The sequence below is a fragment of the Actinomadura sp. GTD37 genome, assembly GCF_041951365.1.
GTDB lineage: Bacteria > Actinomycetota > Actinomycetes > Streptosporangiales > Streptosporangiaceae > Spirillospora.
The window spans coordinates 921,679-945,808 of record NZ_JBGNUS010000001.1 but is presented as its reverse complement, the minus strand read 5'-3'; the positions used below and the strand labels follow the sequence as shown (position 1 = coordinate 945,808).

The 24,130-nt window shown below is 69.7% G+C and carries 22 protein-coding genes, 1 pseudogene and 1 riboswitch; of the genes and pseudogenes, 11 read left to right on the top strand and 12 right to left on the bottom strand.

The genetic code is table 11. From position 1 onward, the window contains the following. Positions 1 to 11: 11 nt before the first annotated feature. The 4 genes from purL to purS form a co-directional block, all read right to left on the bottom strand. A complete protein-coding gene (purL, locus tag ACA511_RS04585; protein WP_375024680.1) occupies positions 12 to 2,213 on the bottom strand; it encodes a phosphoribosylformylglycinamidine synthase subunit PurL in 2,202 nt (733 codons plus the stop codon). A 1,238-nt stretch (positions 2,214 to 3,451) separates the two neighbouring features. After that, positions 3,452 to 4,132: a phosphoribosylformylglycinamidine synthase subunit PurQ gene (purQ, locus tag ACA511_RS04580; RefSeq protein ID WP_375022768.1), complete on the bottom strand. Its 681-nt coding sequence runs from the start codon at positions 4,130 to 4,132 to the stop codon at positions 3,452 to 3,454. 98 nt (positions 4,133 to 4,230) lie between these two features. Next, positions 4,231 to 4,671: an ATP-binding protein gene (locus ACA511_RS04575; protein WP_375022767.1), complete on the bottom strand. Its 441-nt coding sequence runs from the start codon at positions 4,669 to 4,671 to the stop codon at positions 4,231 to 4,233. 246 nt (positions 4,672 to 4,917) lie between these two features. Further along, positions 4,918 to 5,160, bottom strand: coding sequence for a phosphoribosylformylglycinamidine synthase subunit PurS (gene purS / locus ACA511_RS04570; protein WP_375022766.1), 243 nt, complete (start codon positions 5,158 to 5,160; stop codon positions 4,918 to 4,920). Positions 5,161 to 5,256: 96 nt separating this feature from the next. Here purS and ACA511_RS04565 point away from each other — a divergent pair, with 96 nt between their 5' ends. Together ACA511_RS04565 and ACA511_RS04560 are read left to right on the top strand one after the other, a co-directional pair. Further along, complete coding sequence (locus tag ACA511_RS04565) at positions 5,257 to 6,876, top strand: hypothetical protein (protein ID WP_375022765.1); 1,620 nt, start codon at positions 5,257 to 5,259, stop codon at positions 6,874 to 6,876. A gap of 54 nt (positions 6,877 to 6,930) precedes the next feature. Continuing rightward, complete coding sequence (locus ACA511_RS04560; protein WP_375022764.1) at positions 6,931 to 9,321, top strand: hypothetical protein; 2,391 nt, start codon at positions 6,931 to 6,933, stop codon at positions 9,319 to 9,321. On the opposite strand, the gene ACA511_RS04555 is transcribed toward ACA511_RS04560, so the two are convergent. Then, positions 9,318 to 10,427, bottom strand: coding sequence for a hypothetical protein (locus ACA511_RS04555; protein ID WP_375022763.1), 1,110 nt, complete (start codon positions 10,425 to 10,427; stop codon positions 9,318 to 9,320). The two genes, ACA511_RS04560 and ACA511_RS04555, sit on opposite strands and share 4 nt — an antisense overlap. 225 nt (positions 10,428 to 10,652) lie before the next feature. Here ACA511_RS04555 and pdhA point away from each other — a divergent pair, with 225 nt between their 5' ends. Genes pdhA through ACA511_RS04540 form a run of 3 tightly spaced genes read left to right on the top strand, consistent with a single transcriptional unit; the run spans position 10,653 to position 14,183 of the window. Further along, the gene (gene pdhA, locus ACA511_RS04550; protein WP_375022762.1) at positions 10,653 to 11,783 is read left to right on the top strand and encodes a pyruvate dehydrogenase (acetyl-transferring) E1 component subunit alpha; all 1,131 of its coding nucleotides are present in this window, start codon (positions 10,653 to 10,655) and stop codon (positions 11,781 to 11,783) included. Continuing rightward, entirely contained in the window at positions 11,780 to 12,757 is a 978-nt protein-coding gene (locus tag ACA511_RS04545; protein WP_375022761.1) for an alpha-ketoacid dehydrogenase subunit beta, read from the top strand. Before pdhA ends, ACA511_RS04545 begins: the two co-directional genes overlap by 4 nt. 4 nt (positions 12,758 to 12,761) lie before the next feature. Beyond that, positions 12,762 to 14,183, top strand: coding sequence for a dihydrolipoamide acetyltransferase family protein (locus tag ACA511_RS04540; protein ID WP_375022760.1), 1,422 nt, complete (start codon positions 12,762 to 12,764; stop codon positions 14,181 to 14,183). 47 nt (positions 14,184 to 14,230) lie between these two features. Here ACA511_RS04540 and ACA511_RS04535 read toward each other — a convergent pair whose 3' ends face one another. Continuing rightward, complete coding sequence (locus tag ACA511_RS04535) at positions 14,231 to 15,682, bottom strand: OmpA family protein (RefSeq protein WP_375022759.1); 1,452 nt, start codon at positions 15,680 to 15,682, stop codon at positions 14,231 to 14,233. Between the two features lie 325 nt (positions 15,683 to 16,007). Continuing rightward, positions 16,008 to 16,151 (bottom strand): annotated as a pseudogene (locus ACA511_RS04530) (hypothetical protein); the annotation flags it as partial. A gap of 146 nt (positions 16,152 to 16,297) precedes the next feature. Between ACA511_RS04530 and ACA511_RS04525 the strand changes: the two are divergent. Then, positions 16,298 to 16,519, top strand: coding sequence for a hypothetical protein (locus tag ACA511_RS04525; RefSeq protein ID WP_375022758.1), 222 nt, complete (start codon positions 16,298 to 16,300; stop codon positions 16,517 to 16,519). Between the two features lie 201 nt (positions 16,520 to 16,720). Here ACA511_RS04525 and ACA511_RS04520 read toward each other — a convergent pair whose 3' ends face one another. The 3 genes from ACA511_RS04520 to ACA511_RS04510 are packed head-to-tail and all read right to left on the bottom strand — an operon-like array spanning position 16,721 to position 17,914. Further along, positions 16,721 to 16,906, bottom strand: a complete 186-nt coding sequence (locus ACA511_RS04520; protein WP_375024679.1) for a DUF397 domain-containing protein — start codon at positions 16,904 to 16,906, stop codon at positions 16,721 to 16,723. A gap of 37 nt (positions 16,907 to 16,943) precedes the next feature. Beyond that, the gene (locus tag ACA511_RS04515; protein WP_375022757.1) at positions 16,944 to 17,129 is read right to left on the bottom strand and encodes a DUF397 domain-containing protein; all 186 of its coding nucleotides are present in this window, start codon (positions 17,127 to 17,129) and stop codon (positions 16,944 to 16,946) included. Further along, entirely contained in the window at positions 17,120 to 17,914 is a 795-nt protein-coding gene (locus ACA511_RS04510; RefSeq protein WP_375022756.1) for a helix-turn-helix domain-containing protein, read from the bottom strand. Before ACA511_RS04510 ends, ACA511_RS04515 begins: the two co-directional genes overlap by 10 nt. A gap of 212 nt (positions 17,915 to 18,126) precedes the next feature. Between ACA511_RS04510 and ACA511_RS04505 the strand changes: the two genes are divergently transcribed. The 3 genes from ACA511_RS04505 to ACA511_RS04495 are packed head-to-tail and all read left to right on the top strand — an operon-like array spanning position 18,127 to position 19,326. After that, complete coding sequence (locus tag ACA511_RS04505; protein ID WP_375022755.1) at positions 18,127 to 18,528, top strand: ATP-binding protein; 402 nt, start codon at positions 18,127 to 18,129, stop codon at positions 18,526 to 18,528. Beyond that, on the top strand, positions 18,507 to 18,884 hold the full coding sequence (locus ACA511_RS04500) for a hypothetical protein (protein WP_375022753.1): 378 nt from the start codon (positions 18,507 to 18,509) through the stop codon (positions 18,882 to 18,884). Before ACA511_RS04505 ends, ACA511_RS04500 begins: the two co-directional genes overlap by 22 nt. A 19-nt stretch (positions 18,885 to 18,903) precedes the next feature. Then, on the top strand, positions 18,904 to 19,326 hold the full coding sequence (locus ACA511_RS04495; RefSeq protein WP_375022752.1) for a hypothetical protein: 423 nt from the start codon (positions 18,904 to 18,906) through the stop codon (positions 19,324 to 19,326). A gap of 17 nt (positions 19,327 to 19,343) precedes the next feature. On the opposite strand, the gene ACA511_RS04490 is transcribed toward ACA511_RS04495, so the two are convergent. Together ACA511_RS04490 and ACA511_RS04485 are read right to left on the bottom strand one after the other, a co-directional pair. Beyond that, positions 19,344 to 20,012: a lysoplasmalogenase gene (locus ACA511_RS04490; protein WP_375022751.1), complete on the bottom strand. Its 669-nt coding sequence runs from the start codon at positions 20,010 to 20,012 to the stop codon at positions 19,344 to 19,346. A gap of 183 nt (positions 20,013 to 20,195) precedes the next feature. Next, positions 20,196 to 22,031 (bottom strand): acyl-CoA dehydrogenase, encoded by a 1,836-nt coding sequence (locus tag ACA511_RS04485; protein WP_375022750.1) that lies wholly within the window; start codon positions 22,029 to 22,031, stop codon positions 20,196 to 20,198. A gap of 281 nt (positions 22,032 to 22,312) precedes the next feature. Between ACA511_RS04485 and ACA511_RS04480 the strand changes: the two genes are divergently transcribed. Then, positions 22,313 to 23,680, top strand: a complete 1,368-nt coding sequence (locus tag ACA511_RS04480) for a UDP-glucose dehydrogenase family protein (RefSeq protein ID WP_375022749.1) — start codon at positions 22,313 to 22,315, stop codon at positions 23,678 to 23,680. Positions 23,681 to 23,684: 4 nt separating this feature from the next. Then, a riboswitch (guanidine-III (ykkC-III) riboswitch) is annotated at positions 23,685 to 23,746 on the top strand. A gap of 31 nt (positions 23,747 to 23,777) precedes the next feature. Further along, positions 23,778 to 24,101, top strand: coding sequence for a DMT family transporter (locus ACA511_RS04475; protein WP_375022748.1), 324 nt, complete (start codon positions 23,778 to 23,780; stop codon positions 24,099 to 24,101). The last annotated feature ends 29 nt before the right edge of the window (positions 24,102 to 24,130 follow it).

The following is a 24,130-nucleotide window of genomic DNA, read 5'->3' as shown; positions in this document are numbered from 1 at the left end:
CTGCGTGTCGATCAGTCGGCGTAGCTGGGGAGCTGGCGTTCGTGGGCCTCGCGGAGTTCGGAGAGGCCGATGCTGAACAGCTCCTGCTGGTCGCCGTCCGGGCCGCGTCCGGTCACGTGGAGGGCGTCGCCGCCCGCCACCCCGATCTGGGTGACCGGGACGCCCGCGGACTCGCACAGGGCCGCCAGGCGCGCCTCGGCGCCCGGACGGACCACCAGCACGGCGCGCGCCACCGACTCGCTGAACAGCGACACGAACGGGTCGCCCGGGAGGGTGATGCGGGCGCCGAGGCCGCCGCGCAGGCACGACTCCACGAGGGTCTGCGACAGGCCGCCGTCCGACAGGTCGTGGGCGGCCGTGACCAGGCCGTCGCGGATGGCGGCGACCATCACCGACGCCAGCGCCGCCTCGGCCTTCAGGTCGACCAGCGGCGGCAGGCCGCCCAGGTGGTTGTAGACGACGTGCGCCCATTCCGAGCCGCCGAACTCCTCGCGCGTCTCGCCGAGCAGCGCGATCGTGGCTCCGTCACTGGTCAGCGACATGTTCACCCGGCGGCGGACGTCGTCGTGGACGCCCAGGACGCCGATCACCGGTGTCGGGTTGATCGGGGTGTCGCCCGTCTGGTTGTAGAAGCTGACGTTGCCGCCGGTGACCGGGATGCCCAGGTACTGGCAGCCGTCCGCGAGGCCCTCGACGGCGCGCGCGAACTGCCACATGACGCCCGGGTCCTCCGGGGAGCCGAAGTTGAGGCAGTTGGTGACGGCCAGGGGCCGCGCGCCGGTGGCGGCGACGTTGCGGTACGCCTCCGACAGCGCGAGTTGCGCGCCCGAGTACGGGTCGAGGCGCGTGTAGCGGCCGTTGCCGTCCAGGGACAGCGCGATGCCGAGCCCCGACTCGTCGTCGATGCGCACCACGCCTGCGTTCTCGGGCATGGCCATGACGGTGTTGCCCAGGACGTACCGGTCGTACTGGGACGTCACCCACGTCTTGCTGGCGAGGTTCGGGGACCCGGTCAGCCACAGGACCGTCCGGCGCAGCTCGTCGCCGTTGGACGGACGCGTGAGCCGCCCCGGCGTGTCCGCCTGCAGGGCGCCGAGATCGTGCGGCGGCTCCAGCGGGCGGTTGTAGACCGGGCCCTCGTCGGCGGCCGTGACCGGCGGGATGTCAACGATCGTCTCGCCGCGCCACGTCATGACCAGCCGGCGCGTGTCGGTGACCTCGCCGATCACCGTCGCCGGGATCTCCCAGCGGCCGCAGATCTCCATGAAGCGCTCGACCTTGTCGGGCGAGACGACCGCCATCATGCGCTCCTGCGACTCGCTCATGAGGATCTCCTCGGGGCGGAGCGTCGCGTCGCGCAGCGGGACGGCGTCGAGGTCGACGTGCATGCCGCCGGTGCCGGCCGCGGCCAGCTCCGTCGTCGCGCAGGACACGCCCGCGGCGCCGAGGTCCTGGATGCCGACCACGAGGTCCTCGCGGAACAGCTCCAGGCAGCACTCGATGAGCAGCTTCTCCATGAACGGGTCGCCCACCTGGACCGACGGCCGCTTCTGGTGCGATTCCTCGTCGAACGTCGCCGAGGCCAGGACGGACGCGCCGCCGATGCCGTCCGGGCCGGTCAGGGCGCCGAACAGGATCACCTTGTTGCCGGGGCCGGGGGCCACGGCGCGCTTGATGTCGCCGTGCTTCATCACGCCGACGCACAGCGCGTTCACGAGCGGGTTCTGCTCGTAGCAGGCGTCGAAGACGGTCTCGCCGCCGATGTTGGGCAGGCCGAGCGAGTTCCCGTAACCGCCCACGCCGGCCACCACACCGGGCAGGACGCGCTGGGTGTCGGGGGCTTCCGCCGGGCCGAAACGGAGCGAGTCCATGACGGCGATGGGACGGGCGCCCATCGACATGATGTCGCGCACAATGCCGCCGACACCGGTCGCGGCGCCCTGGTACGGCTCCACGTACGAGGGGTGGTTGTGCGACTCGACCTTGAAGGTGACCGCCCAACCCTGGCCGATGTCCACGACACCGGCGTTCTCGCCCATGCCGACTAGGAGCTTGTCGGTCTTCGGGGCCTTGTCGCCGAACTGGCGCAGGTGCACCTTGGAGCTCTTGTAGGAGCAGTGCTCGCTCCACATGACCGAGTAGATCGCCAGCTCCGCCGACGTGGGGCGGCGCCCCAGGATGTGCCGGACGCGCCGGTACTCCTCGTCGTTCATCCCCAGCTCGACGTGGGGCTGCGGACGCTCGGGGGTCGCGGCGGCGACGGCGACGGTGTCCGTGCCGGGGTCGACCGGGGCGGCGCCCTCGATCGCGGGCAGTGGGCCGGTCCCCCGCCCGATGGACGGCTGCGGGCCCGTCCCCGACCCGACCCTCGGCTGCGGGCCGGTGCCCCGGCCGAGCGCGGGCTGCGGACCCGTTCCCCGGCCCACGGCGGGCTGCGGGCCCGTCCCGTGGCCGATGCGAGGCTGCGGACCCGTTCCCGGGCCTTCGGCGCGGACGGGCACCAGCGAACCGGTGTTCATGCTGACGACCGGCTGCGGGCCCGTGCCGGGACCGACCGCGGGCTGCGGGCCGGTGCCCGAGCCGACCGCGGGCTGCGGCCCGGTGCCGGAACCCACGACGGGCTGCGGGCCGGTGCCGGAGCCCACGGCGGGCTGCGGACCCGTGCCGGAACCCACGGCGGGCTGGGGGCCCGTACCGGGGCCTTCAGGACGCGCCAGCGGGCCGGAGTTCAAGTCGATGACGGGCTGCGGGCCGCTACCCGGACGGACGGCGGCCTGCGGGCCCGTGCCAGGGCCCTCGGAACGGGCCAGCGGGCCGGATTCGAGGTCGATGAGAGGCTGCGGCCCCGTACCCGTGCCAACGGCAGGCTGAGGCCCGGTGCCGGAACCCACGGTCGGCTGAGGCCCCGTACCGGAACCCACGGCAGGCTGCGGGCCGGTGCCGGAACCCACGGCGGGCTGCGGGCCGGTGCCGGAGCCCACGGCGGGCTGCGGGCCGGTGCCGGACGCGCCGGGCTCCGCGGGCGGGCGGGGCGCGGCGAACCCGTTCGCGTCGGGCATGGTGAGCGAGGGGTCCGCGAGCGCCGGGTCGACGACGGTGGACGTCGGGTCGCCGGCGGCGCGCTCCTCCTCGAGGGCGCGGGCGAACTCCTGGCCCGGCCCGTCGAGGGGGTCCGAGGGCGGGGGCGGCTGCTCGCCGTCCAGCACCGGCATGGGCCCCGTGAACGGCCCGGGAGAGGCCTGGACGGCGGGGTCCTGCGGCGCGGGCCGACCTGCCTGGACGGCGTGCCGGTCCTCCTCGATGATGGCCTTGAAGCCCTGGGTCACCGCCGGGTTGACGGGCTGGAGCTCGGGGTCGTCCGCGTCGGACTTGAGCTCCCCGAGCCACTCCATCGACGGCTCGTCCGAGGAGTCCCGGGTGGCTCGTCCGGAAGCGTGGGGCCGTTGCTCACTCATGCGTTGACCAGTCTCTTGACGACAGAGGTGAAGAAACCGAGCCCGTCGGTGGACGGACCGGTCAGCGACTCCACGGCATGCTCGGGGTGGGGCATGAGCCCCACCACGTTGCCGGCCTCGTTGCAGATGCCGGCGATGTCGTCGAGGGAGCCGTTCGGGTTCAGGTCGACGTAACGGGCGACGATCCGGCCGGTGTCGGCCAGTTCGATCAGGGTCTCCCGGTCGGCGGTGTAGCGGCCGTCCCGGTTCTTGATCGGGATCACCAGTTCCTGGCCCTCGCTGTACTCGCCGGTCCACGCGGTGCCGGCGTTCTCGACCCGCAGCCGCTGGTCGCGGCAGACGAAGTGCAGGCCGGCGTTCGGCAGCAGCGCGCCCGGCAGCAGGTGCGACTCGCACAGCACCTGGAAGCCGTTGCAGATGCCGAGGACGGGCAGCCCCGCGGCCGCGGCGGCCACCAGCTCCGTCATCAGCGGCGCGAACCGGGCGATCGCCCCGGCCCGCAGGTAGTCCCCATAGGAGAACCCGCCTGGCAGGACGACGGCGTCGACGCCCCGCAGGTCGTGGTCACCGTGCCAGAGCACGACCGGCTCGGCGCCGGACAGCCGGACGGCGCGTGCGGCGTCCTTGTCGTCCAGTGAACCTGGGAAGGTGATGATCCCAACCCGGGCAGCGTCCATCGTCTTGTTCCTCCGAAATGAGGTGCGGCCGGGACGGTCGGGATCTCCTCCGCCGATCACCCCGCTGCGCGTCGCATACCCCCCGCGCGCGTCCTAATCTACCCGGCGTTGGGCATGAGCCGGGCGTCGAGGCGGCCTATCAGCGCCCCGTCGCGCCAGGTCAGGCGCTTTCGCAGGTGAACGACGGTGCCCCTGTCGGGCGAGGAGTCGATGTCCAGGTCGTCCACCAGCGCCCGCATGATTTTAAGCCCGCGCCCGGACTCGCTCAATACGCCCCGGTCCTGCGGGGCCGGCCGCGGCCCGCGGCCTGAGTCCTTGATCTTGAGCATGCACACGCCGTCGTCCACGTGCCCGGTCACCTCGTACTCCCCGGTCGCGCGGGCGTGCAGGACGACGTTCGTGCACGCCTCGGAGGTGGCGACCAGGACGTCGTCGACGCAGTCGTCGGACACGCCGAGCCCGCGCAGCGCGTCCCCCACCACCCGCCGGATCACCGGGATGCTCAGCGCCTCGCGCGGCAGCGCCAGCGAGAACCTCATATCCACCCGGACACCTCGTGTCATGCCCCCGGTTCAACGACCGTTCCCCCGGCCCCGGAGCGTGCTCGACGACTCGACGCAGCTAACAATTCCCCGGCCGAATACTCCGTAATCGCGGTACTCACGGGTCTTTCACGGAAATCTCGCGGACCTGCGGAACGCCGGGAACGAACCGGTCCCGTCCGGATACCGAACAGTATTCCGCGCCATTTCCGGCGAACACCGGACCGGCGCGTCCGATACCGGTCAGAGAACGCGCACTTCGTAGTTCTCGATCACCGGATTGGCCAGCAGCGTCTCGGCGATCTTGCCGACCCGCTCCAGGGCCGCCTCGTCGGCGTCGCCCTCCAGCTCGACTTCGAACCGCTTGCCCTGCCGGACTGCGACGATGCCGTCGAAACCCATCTGCGGCAGCTTCCTGGCGATCGCCTGGCCCTGCGGGTCGAGGATCTCCGGCTTGAGCATGACGTCCACGACGACACGCGCCACGACCGCCCCCTCCACTGATCTGCGCTTTTCCTTACGATCTGAAGCGTACGGCACCATGACCCATCACGAGCCGACCGCACCCCCCGGAGCCTGCCGATGAACATCGACGATCTGACCCCTTCGGAGCGCCGCCTCTGGAAGGCCTTCCCGAAGGGCGAATCCGTCGACCTGTCGACGGGCGACCCGGCGTTCGACGACACCGGGCAGTCCGACCGGTGGGGACACGACCGCATCGTCAGGGCCGAGGTCCTCGTCGCGCTCCTCGTCGGCGCGGTCGAGCCCGAGCCGGGGCAGGTCGCCGCCGTCCGGCTCGCCGGCGCCCGCATCACCGGGTCGCTGAACCTCGGGCACGCGGAGGTCACCGTCCCGCTGGCGCTCACCGGCTGCTCGTTCGACGAGTCGCCGCACCTGTACTGGGCGACCATGACCAGCGTCCACCTGATGCGCTGCCGGCTGCCCGGCCTCGTCGCGTCCGGCACCCGGGTGGACGGCCACCTGTGGCTGGAGGGCAGCCGGATCAACGGCGGCCTGTGGCTGGACGGCGCGAACATCACCGGCATCCTGAACATGTCGGGCGTCCAGCTGACCAACCCGGGCGGGGACGCGCTGCTCGCCGACCGCCTCGCCGTCGAGGCGAACGTCTACTGCGACCAGGGGTTCATCGCCAACGGCGAGGTCCGGCTGCCCGGCGCCCGCATCGGCGGGCAGCTGATCTTCCGGGGCGCGCGGCTCTACAACCCGTCCGGCGTCGCCCTGTACGCCAGCCGCCTGGACGTGGCCGCGAACGTGTTCTGCGACGGCGGGTTCACCGCCGAGGGCGAGATCCGGCTCCGCGGCGCCCGCGTCGGCGGCTACCTCTCCTTCGTCGGCGCGACCCTGTCCGCGCCGCAGCGCACCGCCCTCAACGCCGACGACCTCGCCGTCGAGACCGACGTCTACTGCTCGGACGGCTTCACCGCCGTCGGCGCCGTCAGCTTCTCCGGCGCCCGCGTCACCGGACAGCTCAGCCTGCGCGACGCCCGGCTGCGCCACGACACCGGGACGGCCCTCAGCCTGCAGCGCGTCCAGGCCGAGGAACTGCTGCTGCGCACCGCCGAGCCGATCAAGGGCACCGCCGACCTCTCCTACGCGCGCATCAACCTGCTCCGCGACGACGCCGCGTCCTGGCCGGAACGCCTCCAGCTCGACGGCCTCCAGTACGAGACCCTCGAACCGCCCCTCAGCGCCCGGGAACGCCTCGCCTGGCTGCGCCGCGACACCGACGGCTACGCCCCGCAGCCCTACGAGCGCCTCGCCCAGACCTACCGCTCCCTCGGCCTGGACGCCGACGGCCGCTCCGTCCTGCTCGCCAAGGCCCGCGACCGCCGCCGCACCCAGGGCGTCCCCCGCACGATCGTCGGCTGGATGCAGGACGCGCTGGTCGGCTACGGCTACCGCCCGTTCCGCGCCGCGAGCTGGCTCATCGGCCTCCTCGCCTTCGGCACGATCGTCTTCTCCCTCCACCGGCCGGACGTCCTGGACGGAGGCCACAAGCCGCATTTCAACCCGTTCTTCTACACGCTCGACCTGCTGCTGCCCATCGGCAGCCTCGGCCAGGAGGTCGAGTTCGCCCCCAAGGGCGTCTACCAGTGGATAGCGAACCTCATCGTCGCCGCCGGCCTCGTCCTCGGCCTGACCGTCGCCGCCGGCGCCACCCGGGCCCTCTCCCGCGAATGACCTCCGGCCCCGCCTTCCTTTCATTACCGGTCACAGGGCGAAAGGAGGCGGGTCATGGCCCTCAAGATCGACGCACGCGCCGTGCACGCCGAACTGCAGGCGGTTTCCACGGCGATGTCCGAAGTGACCCGCCAGATGGGCCCGCAGACCTGGCAGGGCGGCTCCGCCGCCGCGTTCACCACCGACCTGCAAGGCCACAACCGGTCGCTGAACCGCCTGATGCTGGACGTGGAGCGCACGGTCGTCCGCTTCAACCAGGTCCCCCTGGCGCTGGACCCGCCCGAGATCCCCCGCGTCGCCCCGGCCACCGGCAAGCCCGGCGTCGCGTCCGTCTCCCCGTCCGCCCTGGAACGCCTGGAAACGGCCCTGAACCGCGCCGCCGCCGACCTCCCCCACCGCGGCAAGATGATCCGCGGCCACCTGGCCCTCGCCTACCCGGACATCCCGAGCACCACGTCCTGCGACAACGCCGCCGCCTGGTGCCGCACCCAGGCGTCCCGCATGCGCACCCGCATCATGTACGCCCTGGCCGAAACCGAGGTGAGCCCCGTCCCCCTGATCCAGGGCCCGGTGATCCAGGTCCCCGACCTGGAACGCTACGGCTCCAAGGAAATGACGGACCTGGCCCGCCTCCAGGCCCGCGCCTGGCAGAAGCACACCGCCCACCCGGGCGCCGCCACCCCGGCCCTCATGTCCGAGATAGCCCGCACCCTCCGCGAGAACAGCAAGAACACCGCGTACCTGGGAGCGTTCTTCTCCAACATCCCACCCGGCTCCGCCGGAAAACTCCCCTACCGCCTCCACCAGTTACACCACACCAGCGGCCTGACCCCCGAAGACAAGAAAACCGTAGGCGACCTGGGCACCGCCCTAGCAGCCTTATCCCGCAAGAAGGAAACCGAAGGCATAGCCGCCAAGGCCCTAGGCCCCGCAGGCACAGACATGCCCGGCCAAGCCCTCCTGGTCAAGCTGAGCGCCCCCAACGTCAAATGGAGCAGCGCCATCCTTGCCGACCTAGGCAAAGCCGCCCTCCTTTGGCGCCAGAAACACCCGTCATACAAGATCACAGAGACCACGAGCGCAGGACGCGGCGAACCCCACTACAAGGTACTCAACCAGCCGGAGGGAACCTGGTGGACGACTTGGGGCTTCAACGATCCTTACACCGGAGAGGTGGACCTCAAGCCCTTGAAGGAGTACGACCCCGCCCTCAACGTCCTTGGCCGCATAGCCCAGCAGAAAGATCTCACCGCAGCCAGAACTCTCGCCGCCGGCCAGCTCGATGACGCGTTCACGATAAAGGACGCGGACAAAGCGGACCCCTTGATATGGCTCAGCCGCGGCAACGGAACTACCTATGCCTCGCTGCTCACGGCCCCGGACTGGCCGGACGGAGGAACGATCGCAGGTTCGGTGATCCAACTGGCCACGGCCCCGGAGAAGGGGCACGACAAGGAAGCAGCGACCAATGCGGCAGAAATCATCAAAGCGGTGGCCTGGTGGAACGAGAAGGGAAGAGAGAAAACTGATAAGTTCCTCAAGAAGGATACCCTCCCAGACCTGATTCCCTGGTTCGATCTCATCCCGCGAGCCGACATGGGCCCGGCCTGGATGAACCGGAGCAGGCACTATGCCGCCGAACTGGGCCCCGGACTGCGCACCGGACTCCTCGGTATGATCCGTATGCACATTCCAGTGCTCACCACAGGAGACGTCGCCGTTAGCGATACCGGCCTCACCGGCGTCGACCCGGTGACCGGCCACGCGCACGCGGACCTCAGCGGCCAAGAGATCCAGTCCTTCTTGCGCACGCTCGCCGACGATGACAGAGCGTGGGCCCAACTCGCGCTCGACACCCGCCTCTACCGTCAGCGGCTGTTCGCATGGGCGCTACCACATCACGACCTCGAAGGAGCCGCCGACAAGGCCGGTTACCTCGAGGGCAGTCTCATCGCCGCCTATCTGGTCGAGAGAAGCAATACGGAGAAACTCACCCAGAAGGAGTTCGAGGACTCCCAGAAGCGTCTGGCCAGCCTGCGGAATCTCGTCGGTGCAGGCATCGGTTTGAGTCCGGTCGGCAAGATTCCGGGCGTGACGGACGCCTACAGTATCGGCACTGACATGGCCCTGGAAAATGTAAAGCACAAGGACTTCGAAAAGAACATGGGCCAAATCCAGGCACATGACTCGACCTACGGAGACCAACTCTACATCGACCTCGCTCGCGGATACGCCTTGGCCAATGACGGCCACACCGGCAACAAGGAGATCGATGCACTACTCAGACTGGACGCACTGACCGACGCCCAGAGAGGCATTGTCATTCACTGGACAAAGGAACATCATTTCCGCCCCGCAACACCGCACTCAGACGTCATGGACGGAACGCGATTGATCCGAAATATCGAGAACGCCATCAACCAGAACCGGCCGCCCGGCAGTTAGTCCTCGAAGGAAACGCCGTCCAGCCGCGCGGGGAGGTTGAAAGCGTACACCTGCCCGCACCTCCGGTCGTTCAACAGAATGGTGCCATTCTGCTGCCGGACGGCGCCGGCGGGGAGGGCGGAGGCGATGGCGGCGAGGCCGCCTGCGGCGCCTGGGCACCACTTGAAGCCGCCCCACGACAAGCGCTCCATCCGGCCGTCGGCGCGGACGATCGTCGGACGCGGCGTGCGCCGCGTTGCCGTCGTCCCTCCCAGGAGCAGCACATCTCCCTGCCCGGTTGTGACCAACGCGGACCACGGAGGCAACGCGGCCGTCGATGCGGGAAACCGAACATAGCGAGCGCGCCCGGTTCGCGGAATGTAGACGAGACCGGCTTTCCCTAGCAGAGTCGACTGGCCGTTCTCATCGGTGACGGCGTCCTCCGGTCGGAGCCCTTTGCCGTTCGTCAGCCCGGAGAGCGCCTTGGCGTAGCCCGGCGGTGACCACTCGCGGAGTCTCTCGGGCCCCAGCGCCTCGAACATTCTTCCCGCGCTGGAAACGACGATCGGAGTGCCGTCCGCGCGCGAGAAGAGCCTCGCGCCGGCCCAGTCCGAGTAAAGCCCGCTTTTCTCACCGTCACCGATCGGATCACCGGACGCACCGGTCACCTTGATCCCCTTGCCCGCCGCCCGCGTCGTCCAGTCGACGATCGGCGTCTGCTTCCAGTCGGCCAGCGAAACCTTCGTGATCGCCATGCCGGACTTCGCCGCGAGCAGCCACAGATCGCCGCCTTGGACGAGCAACTGGTCCGGGGCGATATCGACGGCGTTCAACTGGATGCGCCCGTCCTTGCCCAACTGCACTATGCGCCCATCTTCGCCGTGGTAGACGCGGTAGTAGACCGTCCCATCGCGTGACACAGCGAGACCTCCCCCGCCGTAGGCGCTGCTCCGGAGCGCGAACTCGCCATCCCTGGGGTCTTTGTTCAGACCCGGGGAGCCGGCGATCACGACTGCCTGGCCGGGGCGGGTGGGGTGGGGGGTCGGGTTGAAGGACGGGGTGTCGTGGGTGCAGGCGGTCAGGGTTGCCAGGAGGGCTACTGGTGGGATGACCCTCGTGTAACGCACCTGTCGATGATGCCAGGGCGGGACGGTTCGGGGGTGGGCTGCGGCGTGTTTGGGTCAGGGGGCGGGACTGGGGTAGGGATCACGGTGGCGGGACTTGCATCGCAGGGTGTGATGTCTGCCACGATGGCATTGCGGCTTTTGTCCCTTACCGGGGGCGGTGGCCGTTGACATCGGCCGGCGGCGCGGCGATCCCGTGGTTCCGGCCCCGAACGAGGAGTGTCATCGATGACGATCGACTCCGTGCGCGGCGCGCCCGACACCCCGCAGCTCGCCGAGCCCGAGCTCGTCCAGCTGCTCACCCCCGAGGGGGAGCGCGTCGAGCATCCCGACTACCCCCTGGACCTCAGCGCCGAGGACGTGCGCGACCTGTACCGCGATCTGGTGATCGTGCGGCGGATCGACCTGGAGGCCGTGGCGCTGACCCGGCAGGGCGAGCTCGGCCTGTGGGCGTCGCTGCTGGGGCAGGAGGCCGCCCAGATCGGTTCCGGGCGGGCGCTGTCCGAGCACGACATGGTGTTCCCGACCTACCGCGAGCATGGCGTCGCGTGGTGCAGGGACGTGGAGCCGCTGAAGCTGCTCGGGCTGTTCCGGGGTGTCAACCACGGCGGGTGGGATCCCGCCGAGCACGGGTTCCACCTGTACACCATCGTGATCGGCAGCCAGACGCTGCACGCGGCCGGGTACGCGATGGGCATCCAGCGGGACGGGGTGCTGGGCACGCCGTCGGCGGGCGCCACGATCGCCTACTTCGGGGACGGCGCGACCTCGCAGGGCGACGTGAACGAGTCGTTCGTGTTCGCCTCGGTCTTCAACGCGCCGATCGTTTTCTTCTGCCAGAACAACCAGTGGGCGATCTCGGAGCCGCTGGAGAAGCAGTCGCGGATCCCGCTCTACAAGAGGGCGCAGGGGTTCGGGTTCCCGGGCCTGCGGGTGGACGGGAACGACGTGTTCGCGTGTCTGGCGGTCACGAGGAAGGCGCTGGAGAACGCGCGGACGGGGCAGGGCCCGACGCTCGTCGAGGCGTACACGTACCGGATGGGCGCCCACACGACGACCGACGATCCCACGCGGTACCGGCTGAAGGCCGAAGAGGAGGCGTGGAAGCTCAAGGACCCGATCGAGCGCGTCAAGGCGTACCTGGTGCGGAACGACCTGGCGGACGCGGGGTTCTTCGAGAAGGTCGAGGACGAGGCCGGGCGGCTGGCCAAGGAGCTGCGCGAGGGCTGCCGGGCGATGCCCGACCCGGAGCCGCTGTCGATGTTCGACGAGGTGTACGCGGAGCGGCATCCGCTGATGACGGAGGAGCAGGAGCAGTTCGCGGCCTACCTCGCGTCGTTCGAGGAGGAGTCGAAGTGACCACCCTGACCCTCGGCAAGGCGCTGAACGAAGGTCTGCGCAAGGCCATGGAGAACGACCCGAAGGTCCTCGTCATGGGCGAGGACGTCGGCAAGCTCGGCGGCGTCTTCCGGATCACGGACGGCCTGCAGAAGGACTTCGGCGAGGAGCGCGTCATCGACACGCCGCTCGCCGAGTCGGGCATCGTGGGGACGGCGATCGGTCTCGCGCTCCGGGGGTACCGCCCCGTGGTCGAGATCCAGTTCGACGGGTTCGTGTTCCCGGCCGCCGACCAGATCATCACGCAGCTCGCGAAGATGCGGATGCGGTCGCTGGGCAAGCTGTCGCTGCCGGTCGTCGTCCGGATCCCGTGCGGCGGCGGCATCGGCGCGGTGGAGCACCACTCGGAGTCGCCCGAGGCGTACTTCACGCACACGGCCGGACTGCGCGTGGTGACGTGCTCGAACCCGGTGGACGCGTTCTCGATGATCCAGCAGTCGATCGCGTCCCCCGACCCGGTGATCTTCTTCGAGCCGAAGCGCCGGTACTGGGACAAGGCCGACGTCGACACCGACGGGACGGACTGGACGCCGCTGCACACGGCCAGGGTCGTCCGGCCGGGCGAGCACGTGACGCTGCTGGCGTACGGGCCGTCGGTGAAGACGTGCCTGGAGGCGGCCGCCGCGGCGGCCGAGGAGGGGCGGTCGGTGGAGGTCGTCGACCTGCGCTCGCTCAACCCGCTCGACATCGGCGCCGTGACGGAGTCGGTGAACCGGACGGGACGCTGCGTGGTCGTGCACGAGGCGCCGGTGTTCGGCGGGTTCGGCGCCGAGCTGGCCGCGCGGATCACCGAGCGGTGCTTCTACCGGCTGGAGTCGCCGGTGCTGCGCGTCGGCGGGTTCTCCACCCCGTACCCGCCGTCCCGCATCGAGGACCACTATCTGCCCGACCTCGACCGCATCCTGGACGCGGTCGACCGTACCTTCGCGTGGTGACCCGGTGAGCCAGCCGAAACTGTTCAAGCTGCCGGACGTGGGCGAGGGCCTCACCGAGGCAGAGATCGTCAAATGGCACGTCCAGCCCGGCGACACCGTCGAGGACGGGCAGACCATCGTCGAGATCGAGACGGCGAAGGCGATCGTGGAACTGCCCTGCCCGTTCGACGGTGTGGTGACCGAACTGCTGGTCACCGAGGGGCAGACCGTCGACGTCGGCGTGCCGATCATCTCGGTGGACGCCGGGGGCGGGGGCGGCGTGGCGACGCCGGTGTCGGAGCCTCCGGCGCAGGCGGCCGCGCTGCGCGAGGAGGGCGTGCCGACCGCGAACGAGCCGGGCGCGGCCACGGCGCAGGAGCCGCCGAAGCGGCAGCCCGTGCTGGTCGGGTACGGGGTCAAGGAGGCGGCGACGAAACGCCGGCCGCGCAGGTCGGCCGACGGCGCCGCACCGCCCGCCCCCGCCGCACCGCCCGCCCCCGCCGCACCGCCCGCGCCCGCCGTGCAGCCGGCCCCCGCCGTGCAGCCGCCGGCGCCTCGTCCACAGCCTGTGGACAACGGGTTGCCGCTGGCCAAGCCGCCCGTCCGGAAGATGGCGAAGGACCTCGGCGTCGACCTCGCCGCGATCACGGGGTCCGGCCCGCAGGGCTCGATCACGCGGGACGACATCCTCGCCGCGCAGCACGCGCCGTCCCAGGCGCCCGTGCCCGTGCAGGCGGGCCCCCGCGAGGAGCGGGTGCCGGTCAAGGGTGTCCGCAAGGCCACGGCGGCGGCGATGTCCGGTTCGGCGTTCACGGCCCCGCACGTCACCGAGTTCCTCCAGGTGGACGTCACCCGCACCATGGACACCGTCAAGCGGCTCCGCGAACTGCCCGAGTTCGCGGACGTGAAGGTGTCGCCGCTACTGCTGGTGGCGCGCGCGCTGCTCACCGCCGTCCGGCGCCACCCGATGGTGAACTCCACGTGGGAGGACGGTCCGGACGGCGCGGAAATCGTCGTCAAGCGCTACGTGAACCTGGGCATAGCCGCGGCCACCGAACGCGGCCTCATCGTGCCGAAGGTGAAGGACGCGCAAGCCCTCGACCTGCCCGGCCTCGCGCGCGCGCTGAACGAGCTGGCGGAGAAGGCGCGCGCGGGCAAGGCGTCCCCCGCGGACCTCTCCAACGGGACGATTTCCATCACCAACGTGGGGGTCTTCGGCGTGGACACCGGGACCCCGATCCTCACGCCGGGCGAGGCCGCGATCCTGGCGTTCGGCCAGATCCGGGACATGCCGTGGGTTCATGAAGGCGAACTGGCGATCCGCAAGGTCACCACGCTCGCCCTGTCGTTCGACCATCGCATCGTGGACGGGGAACTGGGCTCCCGCGTCCTGCGCGACGTCGGCGACATGCTGGAGGACCCCATCCGCATGCTCGCCTGGGGCTGACGACCGGTCCGTGGGGGCGGCCCAGGCCGGCCCCACGGAACCGCGGTCTATTTGACGGGCACCTTGTCGACCTTGCCGAAGGGGCCGGCGTCGAAGACGACGGACGTGACGTTGCCCGGCGGCGCGGGCATGTAGACGAAGCCCCGGACGGGCTGGTTCACGCCGGTGCGGAAGACGGCGCCTCCGGGATCGACGTAGCGGCTGGTGCCGCCCGGCGTCCCGGGGCCGACGCGGACGGCGCGGTAGACGTCCTTGCCGCCGGGGGCCTGGATGGAGAACGCGTTGAACACGCCTCCCGGGTAGTCCCTGTGCGGGTAGGACGCGTCCGGCGGCGTGGTTCCGGGGCCCTCGTTCACGATGTCGAACACGGCGACGATGTAGGCGCCGTCCCGGTAGAAGGGCTTGACGTCGATGCGCCGTTTGGCCGCGCCGAAGCGGCCGTAGCGGCTCGCCACCTTGGTGCCGTCCTCGGCGTGGAACGCGGCGGGCGGGGCGGCGGCGCCTGCGGGACTGGACGTGCTGGTCTGCTTGACCTGGTACGAGATCTCGACTCGGCGGTTGCGGGCACGCGCCGCGGCGTCGTCCGAGCCGCCCTCCCTGGCGACCGGCTCCGCCTCGCCCCTGCCCCGCGCGGTGTAGGTGAAGCCGTCGCCGAGCCGGGTCTTCATCTCCTTCATGACGGCCTGGGCGCGCTTCCCGGACAACTCCAGGTTGTGCGAGTCGGTGCCGTTGCTGTCGGTGTACCCCTCGAACGTCAGCGAGCGCGCGGCTTTCGCCTTGATCTGCTGCGCGGCCTCGTCCAGCAGGGCCTTCGCGCGGTCCGACAGCTTCGCGGAGTCGGTGTCGAACAGCACGTCGGAACGCAGGTTGACGGTGACCTCCGACTGGCTGGACGTCACGTCCTTCGTCTCGCCCTCGACGATGTCGTACAAATCCACGGGATTCGCCCCGGCGCCTGCCGAAGGAGAGGGCGAGGCGGAAGCGGACGGCGACGGCGACAGTGGAGTGGAACGTCCAAAGGGCTCGGCCCCCACGGACGGCTCAGCGCCGACCGACGGCCTCGACGACGGCGAGGTGGGCGGCGCGGACGTGGTCGGAGCGGCGCTCGGGCTGGACGAGTTCCCGCTGGTCACCGGGATGCCGGTGAACTCCCCCGCCGTCCCCGGCGTGATCAGCGTGACCTTCTGGACGCTCGCCGGAATCGGCGGGTACTCGGCGGCCATCTCCCGCACGGCCCCCGGCGTGAAGCCGGAGCCGCTCGTCGTCCCGGTCGGCTTGTAGAGCCTGCGCCCGACCGGATCGACCAGCGCGATCTCGAACGGCACCGACTTGGCGGCCGAGTCCAGCGACGTCACGCTGTACCGGAGCACGGCCTTGGCCGCCTGGCGTTCGACGCTCCTGACGTCCACCCGCGCGTGCAGGCCGTCCGCGCCGCCGAACCAGCCCTCCTTGGAGTACGCCCCGGCGCTCTGCGCGGCAGGGCTCGGATCACCACCCACCGTGACGGTCGGCGGAGCGACTCTCTCGGCCCGGCCGCTGTCAGCACAACCAGCGGCGAGGAGAAGGCCAACGAGAGAGACGGCGAGGGGCGAAGCACGCATCGGCCATCCGACGGGGGAAACGGGCGAGGGACGCGGCCGATCTTAGTGAACGCCGCCAGCCCCCGCCATACGCGCGAGCGCCGGGCGGTGATCGGCTCAGGCGCGACCGCCACGCTTTTCCCAACTGCGGCCTGTCGCGGACGAACCTCGACCGGGCCACCGCGTCGTTGACCTGCGGCGTGTTGTTGTTATCCGGCGGCTCATAACAACAACACGCCGCAGGTCAACGCAGCGCCGGGAGTCCGGCGGGGGCCTGTGTCAGAAGGTCAGAACGCTTTTTCCGGCAGGTCCATTGCGTCCAGGGGGTGAACTCGGTGATGGCGCGGTCGGAGGCGAGGCGCGGGAGCACCGTCTGGCAGAAGAACTGCGTGGCCGCGACCTTGCCGTTGTAGAACGCCTTGTCGGAAGTCGGACACGTCGCCGCCGCCGAGGGCGGTCAGGGCGACCTCGGCCTGGCGGAGCAGCAGCCAGCCGACGCCCTACCGGGACCTGCACCAACATCACCCACAGCCGATGAACCGCAGGGTCCGCTTCGTCGACCTCCTTCAGGTTCGTCGCCGACAGCATGCGTCCCGGCCCGGCATCGCCCTGGCGCTGGTCCTGGCACTCGGGTCCAAGGACGCGTGGCTCTTCGGCACCGTGCTCGCGATCTTCGCCGTCCTAACGGGTCTCCTCATGCTCACCCGCCCGGCCCGCCTGGTCCTCTGCAGCATCCGCCGCCGCCTGACCACCTGACCGCCGTGCACAAGAACATGCGCAGCGGCCTGACTCCGGCAGGTTGGGGCGGCCTCTTCGACTCCCGCCCGCGCCCCGCAGATGTCCACTCCGGGGATGACATCATGTTCGCGGGTGACGAGCTTCGATTTGACGCACGGCCATCGTGCGCCAGCCGCTCCCGTCCAAGCGCATCACCTGTCATCCGTCGCGCTATGTCTGTCAGGTGTTCTTGAGCGTCTGAGCCAAGTGGCCAAAGTCGGCGCGACTCACCAAGAGGATGGGGCCGTCAGGGTCCTTGCTGTCGCGAAGCGCCACAACATTCGACATATCGGCGACCTCGCCACAAGCATCCCCTGAGTTATTGCTACGAGCAGCCTTGCACCATACTGCCCTACTCAAAGCCATCGCTTTCATTGCTTTCGCCAGCAGAGGAGAACCGCCCTTACAAACTCTTCAGCAACTCGACAAAGTGCCGAAACTCGCCACAACTTACGAATATCTTAGGGCCGCTCGGGTCCTTGCTGTCACGGAGCGCGATAACAGAAACACCCCCGGCAATTTCGACGCAATTGTCTCCCGACTCATTGCTGCGGGACGACTTGCGCCACTTTGCGTTACTCAAGTCCATCTTTCTTTAATCACCTTTCGTATGAGTTCTCGCGTATCTCTCACATTCAGCGCCTCAGCCTGGAGTGTTGCCATAGCCTTGTTGACGAATGCCACATGAGGCGGACTTGTCGAAGTCTCACCACCATAGGCTTTGGCCGTGTAGACCACCTGACGCTGATCGGGGAGTGTAGCGATCGTGAAGGTTGCCCAGACGTTCCGGATGTAGCGAACCGGTGCCACCTGAACGCTGACATTCTCCATCTCAGAGAGTTCGAGGAGTCTTTCGAGTTGCTCTCTCATCACCACCTTTCCTCCGACCTCCCGATATAGAACCGTCTCATCCATGACGGCTATTATGCTGGGCGGAGGATTGCGGTATAGGATCTCCTGCCGCTTTATCCTGCTCTTAACCGCCTCCTCGTCGTTCAGGAGGACGCGAGCGTAAGCCTCGTTCTGCAAGAGTCCATAGACCACCCTGTCCTCGTAGGAACGGAGCATATCCGCCGACTGCTCAGCCTTCGGGAAGTTGGCGAAGAACTCGGGGTACTTGTCGGACTTGATTGATTCTAGTAGCTCGTCCCAGACCTCGACGAGGGTCGTGCCGGACTTGAGGGCACGATCGAGCCGGACGGCGAACTCTCGACGGCAGCGCGTCCGGCCGGACTCAACCTGCGCGATGTAACTGCGAGTCACGTTGACCAGGTCAGCGAGGGTCTGCTGACTGAAGCCCGCAGCCTTTCGGAGGCGCTTCACCTCTGCTCCGAAGCTCAGGAACTCGGGCTGGACCCTGTTGTACATCGTCATGGCGACCTTCGGGGAGCGACGGAGGGTTGTCAGCAGGAGTGACAGCTCTTGTTTCTCTTTTGTTAGTAGTCGACCGCTTCACAAGCATCGTAATCCTGCGCGTGGCCTGATGGTGTTCGTTCGATAACACAGGGTGATAGCGGCGGGTTCTTCCGGTTTGGTGGGTTGGCCCGGTTCGAGATCAGCCTCCGTCCAGGCTGGAGGGTTCACCGATGCCAGCAGTACTGCTCGCGCCCGAGGAGCCGGCGCCGCTCGTCCTCGATCCATCTGATGAGGCACCCGCGAAAGCGCGCCGTTACCTCACCGACCGGTTCCGCGACCTGGGGCACACCGACGACTTCGTCGGGCGGCTCGTGGTTACCGAGCTGGTTACCAACAGCTACAAGCACGTCGGCATCGGGCACATCGTCGTGCGCGTCTTCCCGGACGTGCACGAGCCGCTCACCGTCATCGAGGTCTGGGACCAGAGCAGCGCCCTCCCCATCGTCCAAGGCGAGGACGACGACGCCGAGAGCGGGCGCGGCCTGCTGCTCATGGAGCAACTCGTCCACGACTGGGGCGTCCGCCCGCTCAACGAGGAAGGAAAGATCACATGGGCTCGCTGCGCCCGCTGAACGTCGAGGCGGGCCGTCACCTGCTGCGGTGGCGGACCCGGCTGGGACGCTCCACCGCCATCCGCAATCTCGATCTGCTCGCCGTCGCCGTCCAGGCCAAGAGCTATCGCTTCGTCAAGCTCTACCAGGCGGACGAATTCCCCACTCGTCCGCCAGTGCTGTGGGTCTTCGCGTTCAGCCCGGACGACCACGTCCGCGTGGCCGTCACGGTCAACGCCACGCCTGGCGGCGGCTGGGCCTACTACGAGGCCGGGCGCGGACGCCACGGCTACCTCTCCCCATGCGGCGACACCAAGCGCGCCGCCGACCAGGTCGACGCCGCCCTCAAGCACCGCATGTTCCCGTCCACCTGGTAGCGCGGCCGGAGGTATCGCGATGACCTACCCACCCGAGGCGCGGCATGACGGGCCGCCGCAATCCCGCTCAGCGCCCATGCCACCGATGTCCGTGCGTCCAGTGGGACGTCTGGAGCTTGACCTCGACATCGACCAGGCCCTCGACGACCTACAGCGCGCCTTCCCGGGGATCTGCATCTGGTACGGCGATTTCAGCGGTTCACTCTGGGCGCTCCTGCCGGACCGGCTGGTCGAAGCCAAGTCGGCCGCCGATCTGGCCCGGCAACTCCCGCGCCGCTCTGCCCCTGCCCCGCCCGCGTCACCACCCCATGCCCGATCCCCATGCGCGCCGCCCCCGGCCGTCCACCCGCCGCGCGGACGGCACCTGGACGTCCGCAAGGTCCGCGGCTCGGCACTCCCCTCGTTGATCTGCGGCGTGTTGTTGTTATGGCAGGCCGGATAACAACAACACGCCGCAGGTCAACGTGGGGGTCCCGGGGTGTGGCGTGGCTTGTTCAGGAGGGCTGAGGTCAGTAGGTACTGCGCGGCCAGGTAGGTGGCCATGACGATCACGCCGTGCAGCGGCAGCCGGGGCAGGTCGCTGAGGTCGACGCCGATGAGGGAGTCCGAGAGCAGGAACAGCAGCCCGCCCGTCCCCGCCCGGACGCTGAAGCCCCGCGCCGTCAGCGCACTGACGAGCAGCAGCAGCGAGTAGGCCGCTACCGGCGGCCCCATCGAGCCGAGGCCGGGCCAGATCACCGCGATGCCCGCGGCCCAGCCCAGCCCGTACAGCAGCGGGATCAGCGGAAGGCGCTGCAGCCTGCGCAGTGCGCCCCGGCGGACGAAACAGCCGATGTAGCAGGCGTGCGCGGCACCGAACGACACCATCCCGGGGATGAACAGCCCGTCGATGGACAGCAGCACGTCTCCGCCCCAGGACAGCAGCAATGCCGCCAGCAGCCCCCGGGACCCGCCGCGGGCAGCCGCCCACGCGGCCAGCAGCGGCAGCAGCATCGCTTTGGTCAGCGCGTCCCATGGCCCGAGGTCCGCGGCCACCAGCAGCAGATGCGAGGCCGCACAAACCCAGAACCCGGTCAGCAGCCACCGTGCGGACGGCGGCGGACCGGCTGGCAGATCACTGTCGCGCACGCCGGGAACCCTCACTGTCTCCATTTCGGAAGATTTTCCTCCGGGGCCCTCCCTGAGGCGCCCGCACCCTGACCGGCCGCGGCGGCTCCGGCCCTGCTCCTCGGTGCAGGCAGGTTCCGATCTCCAGGTCCGGGATGGAGCAGGGCCCCCGCCGGGAGTCCGGCGGGGGCCCGCGTCAGAGAGTCAGAACGCCTCTTCGGGCAGCTCCATCACGTCCAGGGTGGTGGCCTCGGTGACGGCCCGGTCGGACGCCAGGCGCGGCAGGACGGTCTGGCAGAAGAACTGCGCGGCCGCGACCTTGCCGTTGTAGAACGTCTTGTCGGAGTCGGAGACGTCGCCGCCGCCGAGCGCGGCCAGCGCCACCTCGGCCTGGCGGAGCAGCAGCCAGCCGACGACGAGGTCGCCGAGGCCGAGCAGCAGCCGGGACGAGTTGAGCCCGATCTTGTAGAGCTGCTTCGGGTCCTCCATCGAGCCGAGCGCCCACCCGATCATCGGGGTGATGATGCCCTGGACGTCCGCCAGCGCGCGGCCGAGCAGCGCCCGCTCGTTCTTCAGCCGGCCGTTGCCGGCCTCGGACTCGGCGAACGCCTGGATCTCGCCGGCGAGGATCTTGAGGGTCTCGCCGTTGTCCCGCAGGATCTTGCGGAAGAACAGGTCCTGGCCCTGGATCGCGGTGGTGCCCTCGTACAGCGTGTCGATCTTGGAGTCGCGGATGTACTGCTCGATCGGGTAGTCCTGCAGGAAGCCGGACCCGCCGAGGGTCTGCAGCGACTCGGCGCCGAGCAGCGCGTACGCCCGCTCGGATCCGAAGCCCTTCACGATCGGCAGCAGCAGGTCGTTGATCTTCTCGGCCTGCTCGTCGCGACGGCCCTCGTACTCGGCGATCTGCACGGTGTCCTGGTAGGACGCGGTGAGCAGCACGAGCGCGCGCATGCCCTCGGCGTACGCCTTCTGCGTCATGAGACTGCGCCGGACGTCCGGGTGGTGGGTGATCGTGACGCGCGGCGCGGCCTTGTCCGTCATCTGCGTCATGTCGGCGCCCTGGACGCGCTCCTTGGCGTACTCCAGCGCGTTCAGGTAGCCGGTCGACAGCGTCGCGATGGCCTTGGTGCCGACCATCATCCGGGCGTACTCGATGACGAGGAACATCTGCTTGATGCCCTGGTGCACGTCGCCGACCAGGTAGCCGACGGCGGGGTGCTTCTCGCCGAAGGTCAGCTCGCAGGTCGTGGAGACCTTGAGGCCCATCTTCTTCTCGACGTTGGTGACGTAGGCGCCGTTGCGCTCGCCCAGTTCGCCGGTCTCGACGTCCACCAGGTACTTCGGCACGAGGAACATCGACAGGCCCTTGGTGCCGGGGCCGGCGCCCTCAGGGCGAGCCAGCACCAGGTGGAAGATGTTCTCGGACATGTCGTGCTCGGCCGAGGTGATGAAGCGCTTGACGCCCTCGATGTGCCAGGTGCCGTCCGGCTGCTCGACGGCCTTGGCGCGCCCGGCGCCGACGTCGGAGCCCGCGTCCGGCTCGGTCAGCACCATCGTGGCGCCCCACTGCCGCTCAAGGGCCAGCTCGGCGAACTTCTTCTGCTCGGGCGTGCCGATGTGCCAGAGGATCTGGGCGAAGCCGGGGCCGGAGGAGAACATGTAGACGGCGGGGTTGGCGCCCAGCACCTGCTCGGAGACCGCCCACGTCAGGGAGCGGGGCGCGCCGGTGCCGCCCAGCTCGGGGATGAGGTCGAGGCGGTACCACTCGGCGTCCATCCACGCCTTGTACGACTTCTTGAAGCTCTCGGGCATCTCGACGGCGCCGGTGGCCGGGTCGAACTTCGGCGGGTGGCGGTCGGCGTCCTCGAAGGAGTCGGCGATCGGCCCCTCGGCCAGCCGGTTCACCTCGTCGAGGATGCTGCGCACGGTGTCCTCGTCCAGTTCCGCGTACGGGCCGCTGCCGAGGAGGTCCTGGCGCCTGAACACCTCGAAGAGGTTGAACTCCAGGTCCCGGAGGTTGCTCTTGTAGTGCCCCATTCGAGACTCCGTCTGGTTTCCGGCGGCGGCCGGGGGCCCCGCTGCGTACTGGTCAGTAACTCAACATCATGCTACCCGCTGGTAACCAGTGGCAACCACACAAACCGGTCGGATTCGGGGGGTGCACGGCACATCGAATCACGTCCAGCCGCCTCGCGTGACGCAACTCACAAGGTCGCGCCGGTCCCGCGCGACCCGCACCGGACCCTCCTCCGGGCCGCCGGACGGTGATGGGAAGATCGGGCGGGGGCGTGAACATCGTGAGGCACGAGGAGGTGCGCATGAACCAGGAGGAGCCCGGGAGCCCGCGACTGACCGTCATCGGGACCGGCTACCTCGGCGCCACGCACGCCATCTGCATGGCCGTGCTCGGCTACGAGGTCCTCGGCGTGGACGTCGACCAAGACAAGATCGACCGGCTGGCGTCCGGCGAGGTCCCCATCTTCGAGCCCGGACTGCCGGAGCTGCTCACCAAGGCGCTCGACTCCGGCCGGCTCCGGTTCACCACCTCGTTCGAGGAGGCGGGCGCCTTCGGCGACGTCCACTTCGTGTGCGTGGGGACGCCCCAGCAGGACGGCTCGGACGCCGCCGACCTGTCCTACGTCGACGCCGCCGTCCGCTCCCTCGCCCCGCACCTGCGCCGCCGCGCCCTCGTCGTCGGCAAGTCCACGGTGCCGGTCGGGACGGCCGCGCGGCTCACCGGGCTCCTCCAGGGGCTGGCGCCCGCCGGCGCGGACGTCGAGCTGGCCTGGAACCCCGAGTTCCTGCGCGAGGGCTTCGCCGTCGACGACACGATGCGCCCGGACCGGCTGGTGTTCGGCGTCGCCTCCGACTGGGCGGACGAGCGGCTGCGCGCCGCGTTCAAACCCGTCCTCGACCTCGGCACCCCGGTAGTGCGGACCGACCTCGCCACCGCCGAGTTGGTCAAGGTCGCCGCCAACTCCTTCCTCGCCACCAAGATCTCCTACATCAACGCGATGGCGGAGGTCTGCGAGGCGGTCGGCGCCGACGTCAAAGACCTCGCCGACTCGCTCGCGCTGGACGACCGGATCGGCGGCAAGTTCCTCAAGCCCGGACTCGGCTTCGGCGGCGGCTGCCTGCCGAAGGACATCCGCGCGTTCGCGCACCGCGCCGAGGAGATCGGCGTCGGCCAGGCCGTGTCGTTCCTCCGCCAGGTCGACGACATCAACCGGCGCCGCCGGGCCCGCACCGTCGACCTCGTCCGGGAGCTGCTCGGCGGCGACTTCGCCGGCCGGCGCATCGCCGCATGGGGCGCGGCGTTCAAGCCGAACTCCGACGACATCCGCGACGCCCCCGCGCTGGACGTGGCGCACACGATGCACGACCTGGGCGGCGACGTCCGCGTCTACGACCCGGCCGCGCTCGGCAACGCCCGCCGCGCGTTCCCCGAGCTGCGGTACGGCGAGAGCGCGTTCGAGGTCGCGCAGGACGCGGACGTCGTCGTCCTGCTGACCGAATGGTCGGACTTCCGGGAGGTCGACCCGGAGGCGCTGGCCGCGGTCGTCCGGAACCGGCGGATCGTGGACGGACGGCACGCGCTCGACGCCGCCCAGTGGCGCGCGGCGGGCTGGGAGTACCGCGCCCTCGGCCGCTCCTACCGGGAACATCCCGCCGTATCGGGCCGTTGACGCGGACGAGGGCCCGAACCCTCCCGGACGAGGTGCGCCGTACCCGGAATGCGAAGACGACGCGTGACCACCGTCGTCTCGCACCGGGAGCACGATCATGGCCTGGATCCTCGTCATCGTCGCCGGCCTCTTCGAGGTCGCCATGGCCCTCTGCCTGAAGGGCAGCAAGGGCTTCACCGAACCGCTGCCGTCCGCCGGCTTCCTCGTGTTCGCCGTCACCAGCTTCGGCCTGCTCAGCCTGGCGCTGAAGAACCTCGACGTCGGCACCGCCTACGCGGTCTGGGTGGGCATCGGCGCGGTCGGGACGGCCGCGCTCGGCATGCTCGTCCTCGGCGACCAGGTCTCCGCCGTCAAGATCGGCGCGCTGGCGCTCATCATCCTCGGCGTCATCGGCCTGAACCTCGCCGGCGGCGGGCACTGAGCGGCGGCACCGCCCGGCGGGCGCCGGGT

Bases quoted from the DNA above. Each gene is read 5' to 3' on its own strand.
- ACA511_RS04520 (WP_375024679.1), bottom strand. From the start codon at position 16,906: ATGGCTTTGAGTAGGGCAGTATGGTGCAAGGCTGCTCGTAGCAATAAC.
- pdhA (WP_375022762.1), top strand. From the start codon at position 10,653: ATGACGATCGACTCCGTGCGCGGCGCGCCCGACACCCCGCAGCTCGCC.
- purL (WP_375024680.1), bottom strand. From the start codon at position 2,213: ATGAACGACGAGGAGTACCGGCGCGTCCGGCACATCCTGGGGCGCCGC.
- ACA511_RS04505 (WP_375022755.1), top strand. From the start codon at position 18,127: ATGCCAGCAGTACTGCTCGCGCCCGAGGAGCCGGCGCCGCTCGTCCTC.
- ACA511_RS04560 (WP_375022764.1), top strand. From the start codon at position 6,931: ATGGCCCTCAAGATCGACGCACGCGCCGTGCACGCCGAACTGCAGGCG.
- purQ (WP_375022768.1), bottom strand. From the start codon at position 4,132: ATGGACGCTGCCCGGGTTGGGATCATCACCTTCCCAGGTTCACTGGAC.
- ACA511_RS04475 (WP_375022748.1), top strand. From the start codon at position 23,778: ATGGCCTGGATCCTCGTCATCGTCGCCGGCCTCTTCGAGGTCGCCATG.
- ACA511_RS04565 (WP_375022765.1), top strand. From the start codon at position 5,257: ATGAACATCGACGATCTGACCCCTTCGGAGCGCCGCCTCTGGAAGGCC.
- ACA511_RS04480 (WP_375022749.1), top strand. From the start codon at position 22,313: ATGAACCAGGAGGAGCCCGGGAGCCCGCGACTGACCGTCATCGGGACC.
- ACA511_RS04515 (WP_375022757.1), bottom strand. From the start codon at position 17,129: ATGGACTTGAGTAACGCAAAGTGGCGCAAGTCGTCCCGCAGCAATGAG.
- ACA511_RS04525 (WP_375022758.1), top strand. From the start codon at position 16,298: ATGAACCGCAGGGTCCGCTTCGTCGACCTCCTTCAGGTTCGTCGCCGA.
- ACA511_RS04500 (WP_375022753.1), top strand. From the start codon at position 18,507: ATGGGCTCGCTGCGCCCGCTGAACGTCGAGGCGGGCCGTCACCTGCTG.
- ACA511_RS04495 (WP_375022752.1), top strand. From the start codon at position 18,904: ATGACCTACCCACCCGAGGCGCGGCATGACGGGCCGCCGCAATCCCGC.
- ACA511_RS04510 (WP_375022756.1), bottom strand. From the start codon at position 17,914: ATGACGATGTACAACAGGGTCCAGCCCGAGTTCCTGAGCTTCGGAGCA.
- ACA511_RS04575 (WP_375022767.1), bottom strand. From the start codon at position 4,671: ATGAGGTTCTCGCTGGCGCTGCCGCGCGAGGCGCTGAGCATCCCGGTG.
- ACA511_RS04485 (WP_375022750.1), bottom strand. From the start codon at position 22,031: ATGGGGCACTACAAGAGCAACCTCCGGGACCTGGAGTTCAACCTCTTC.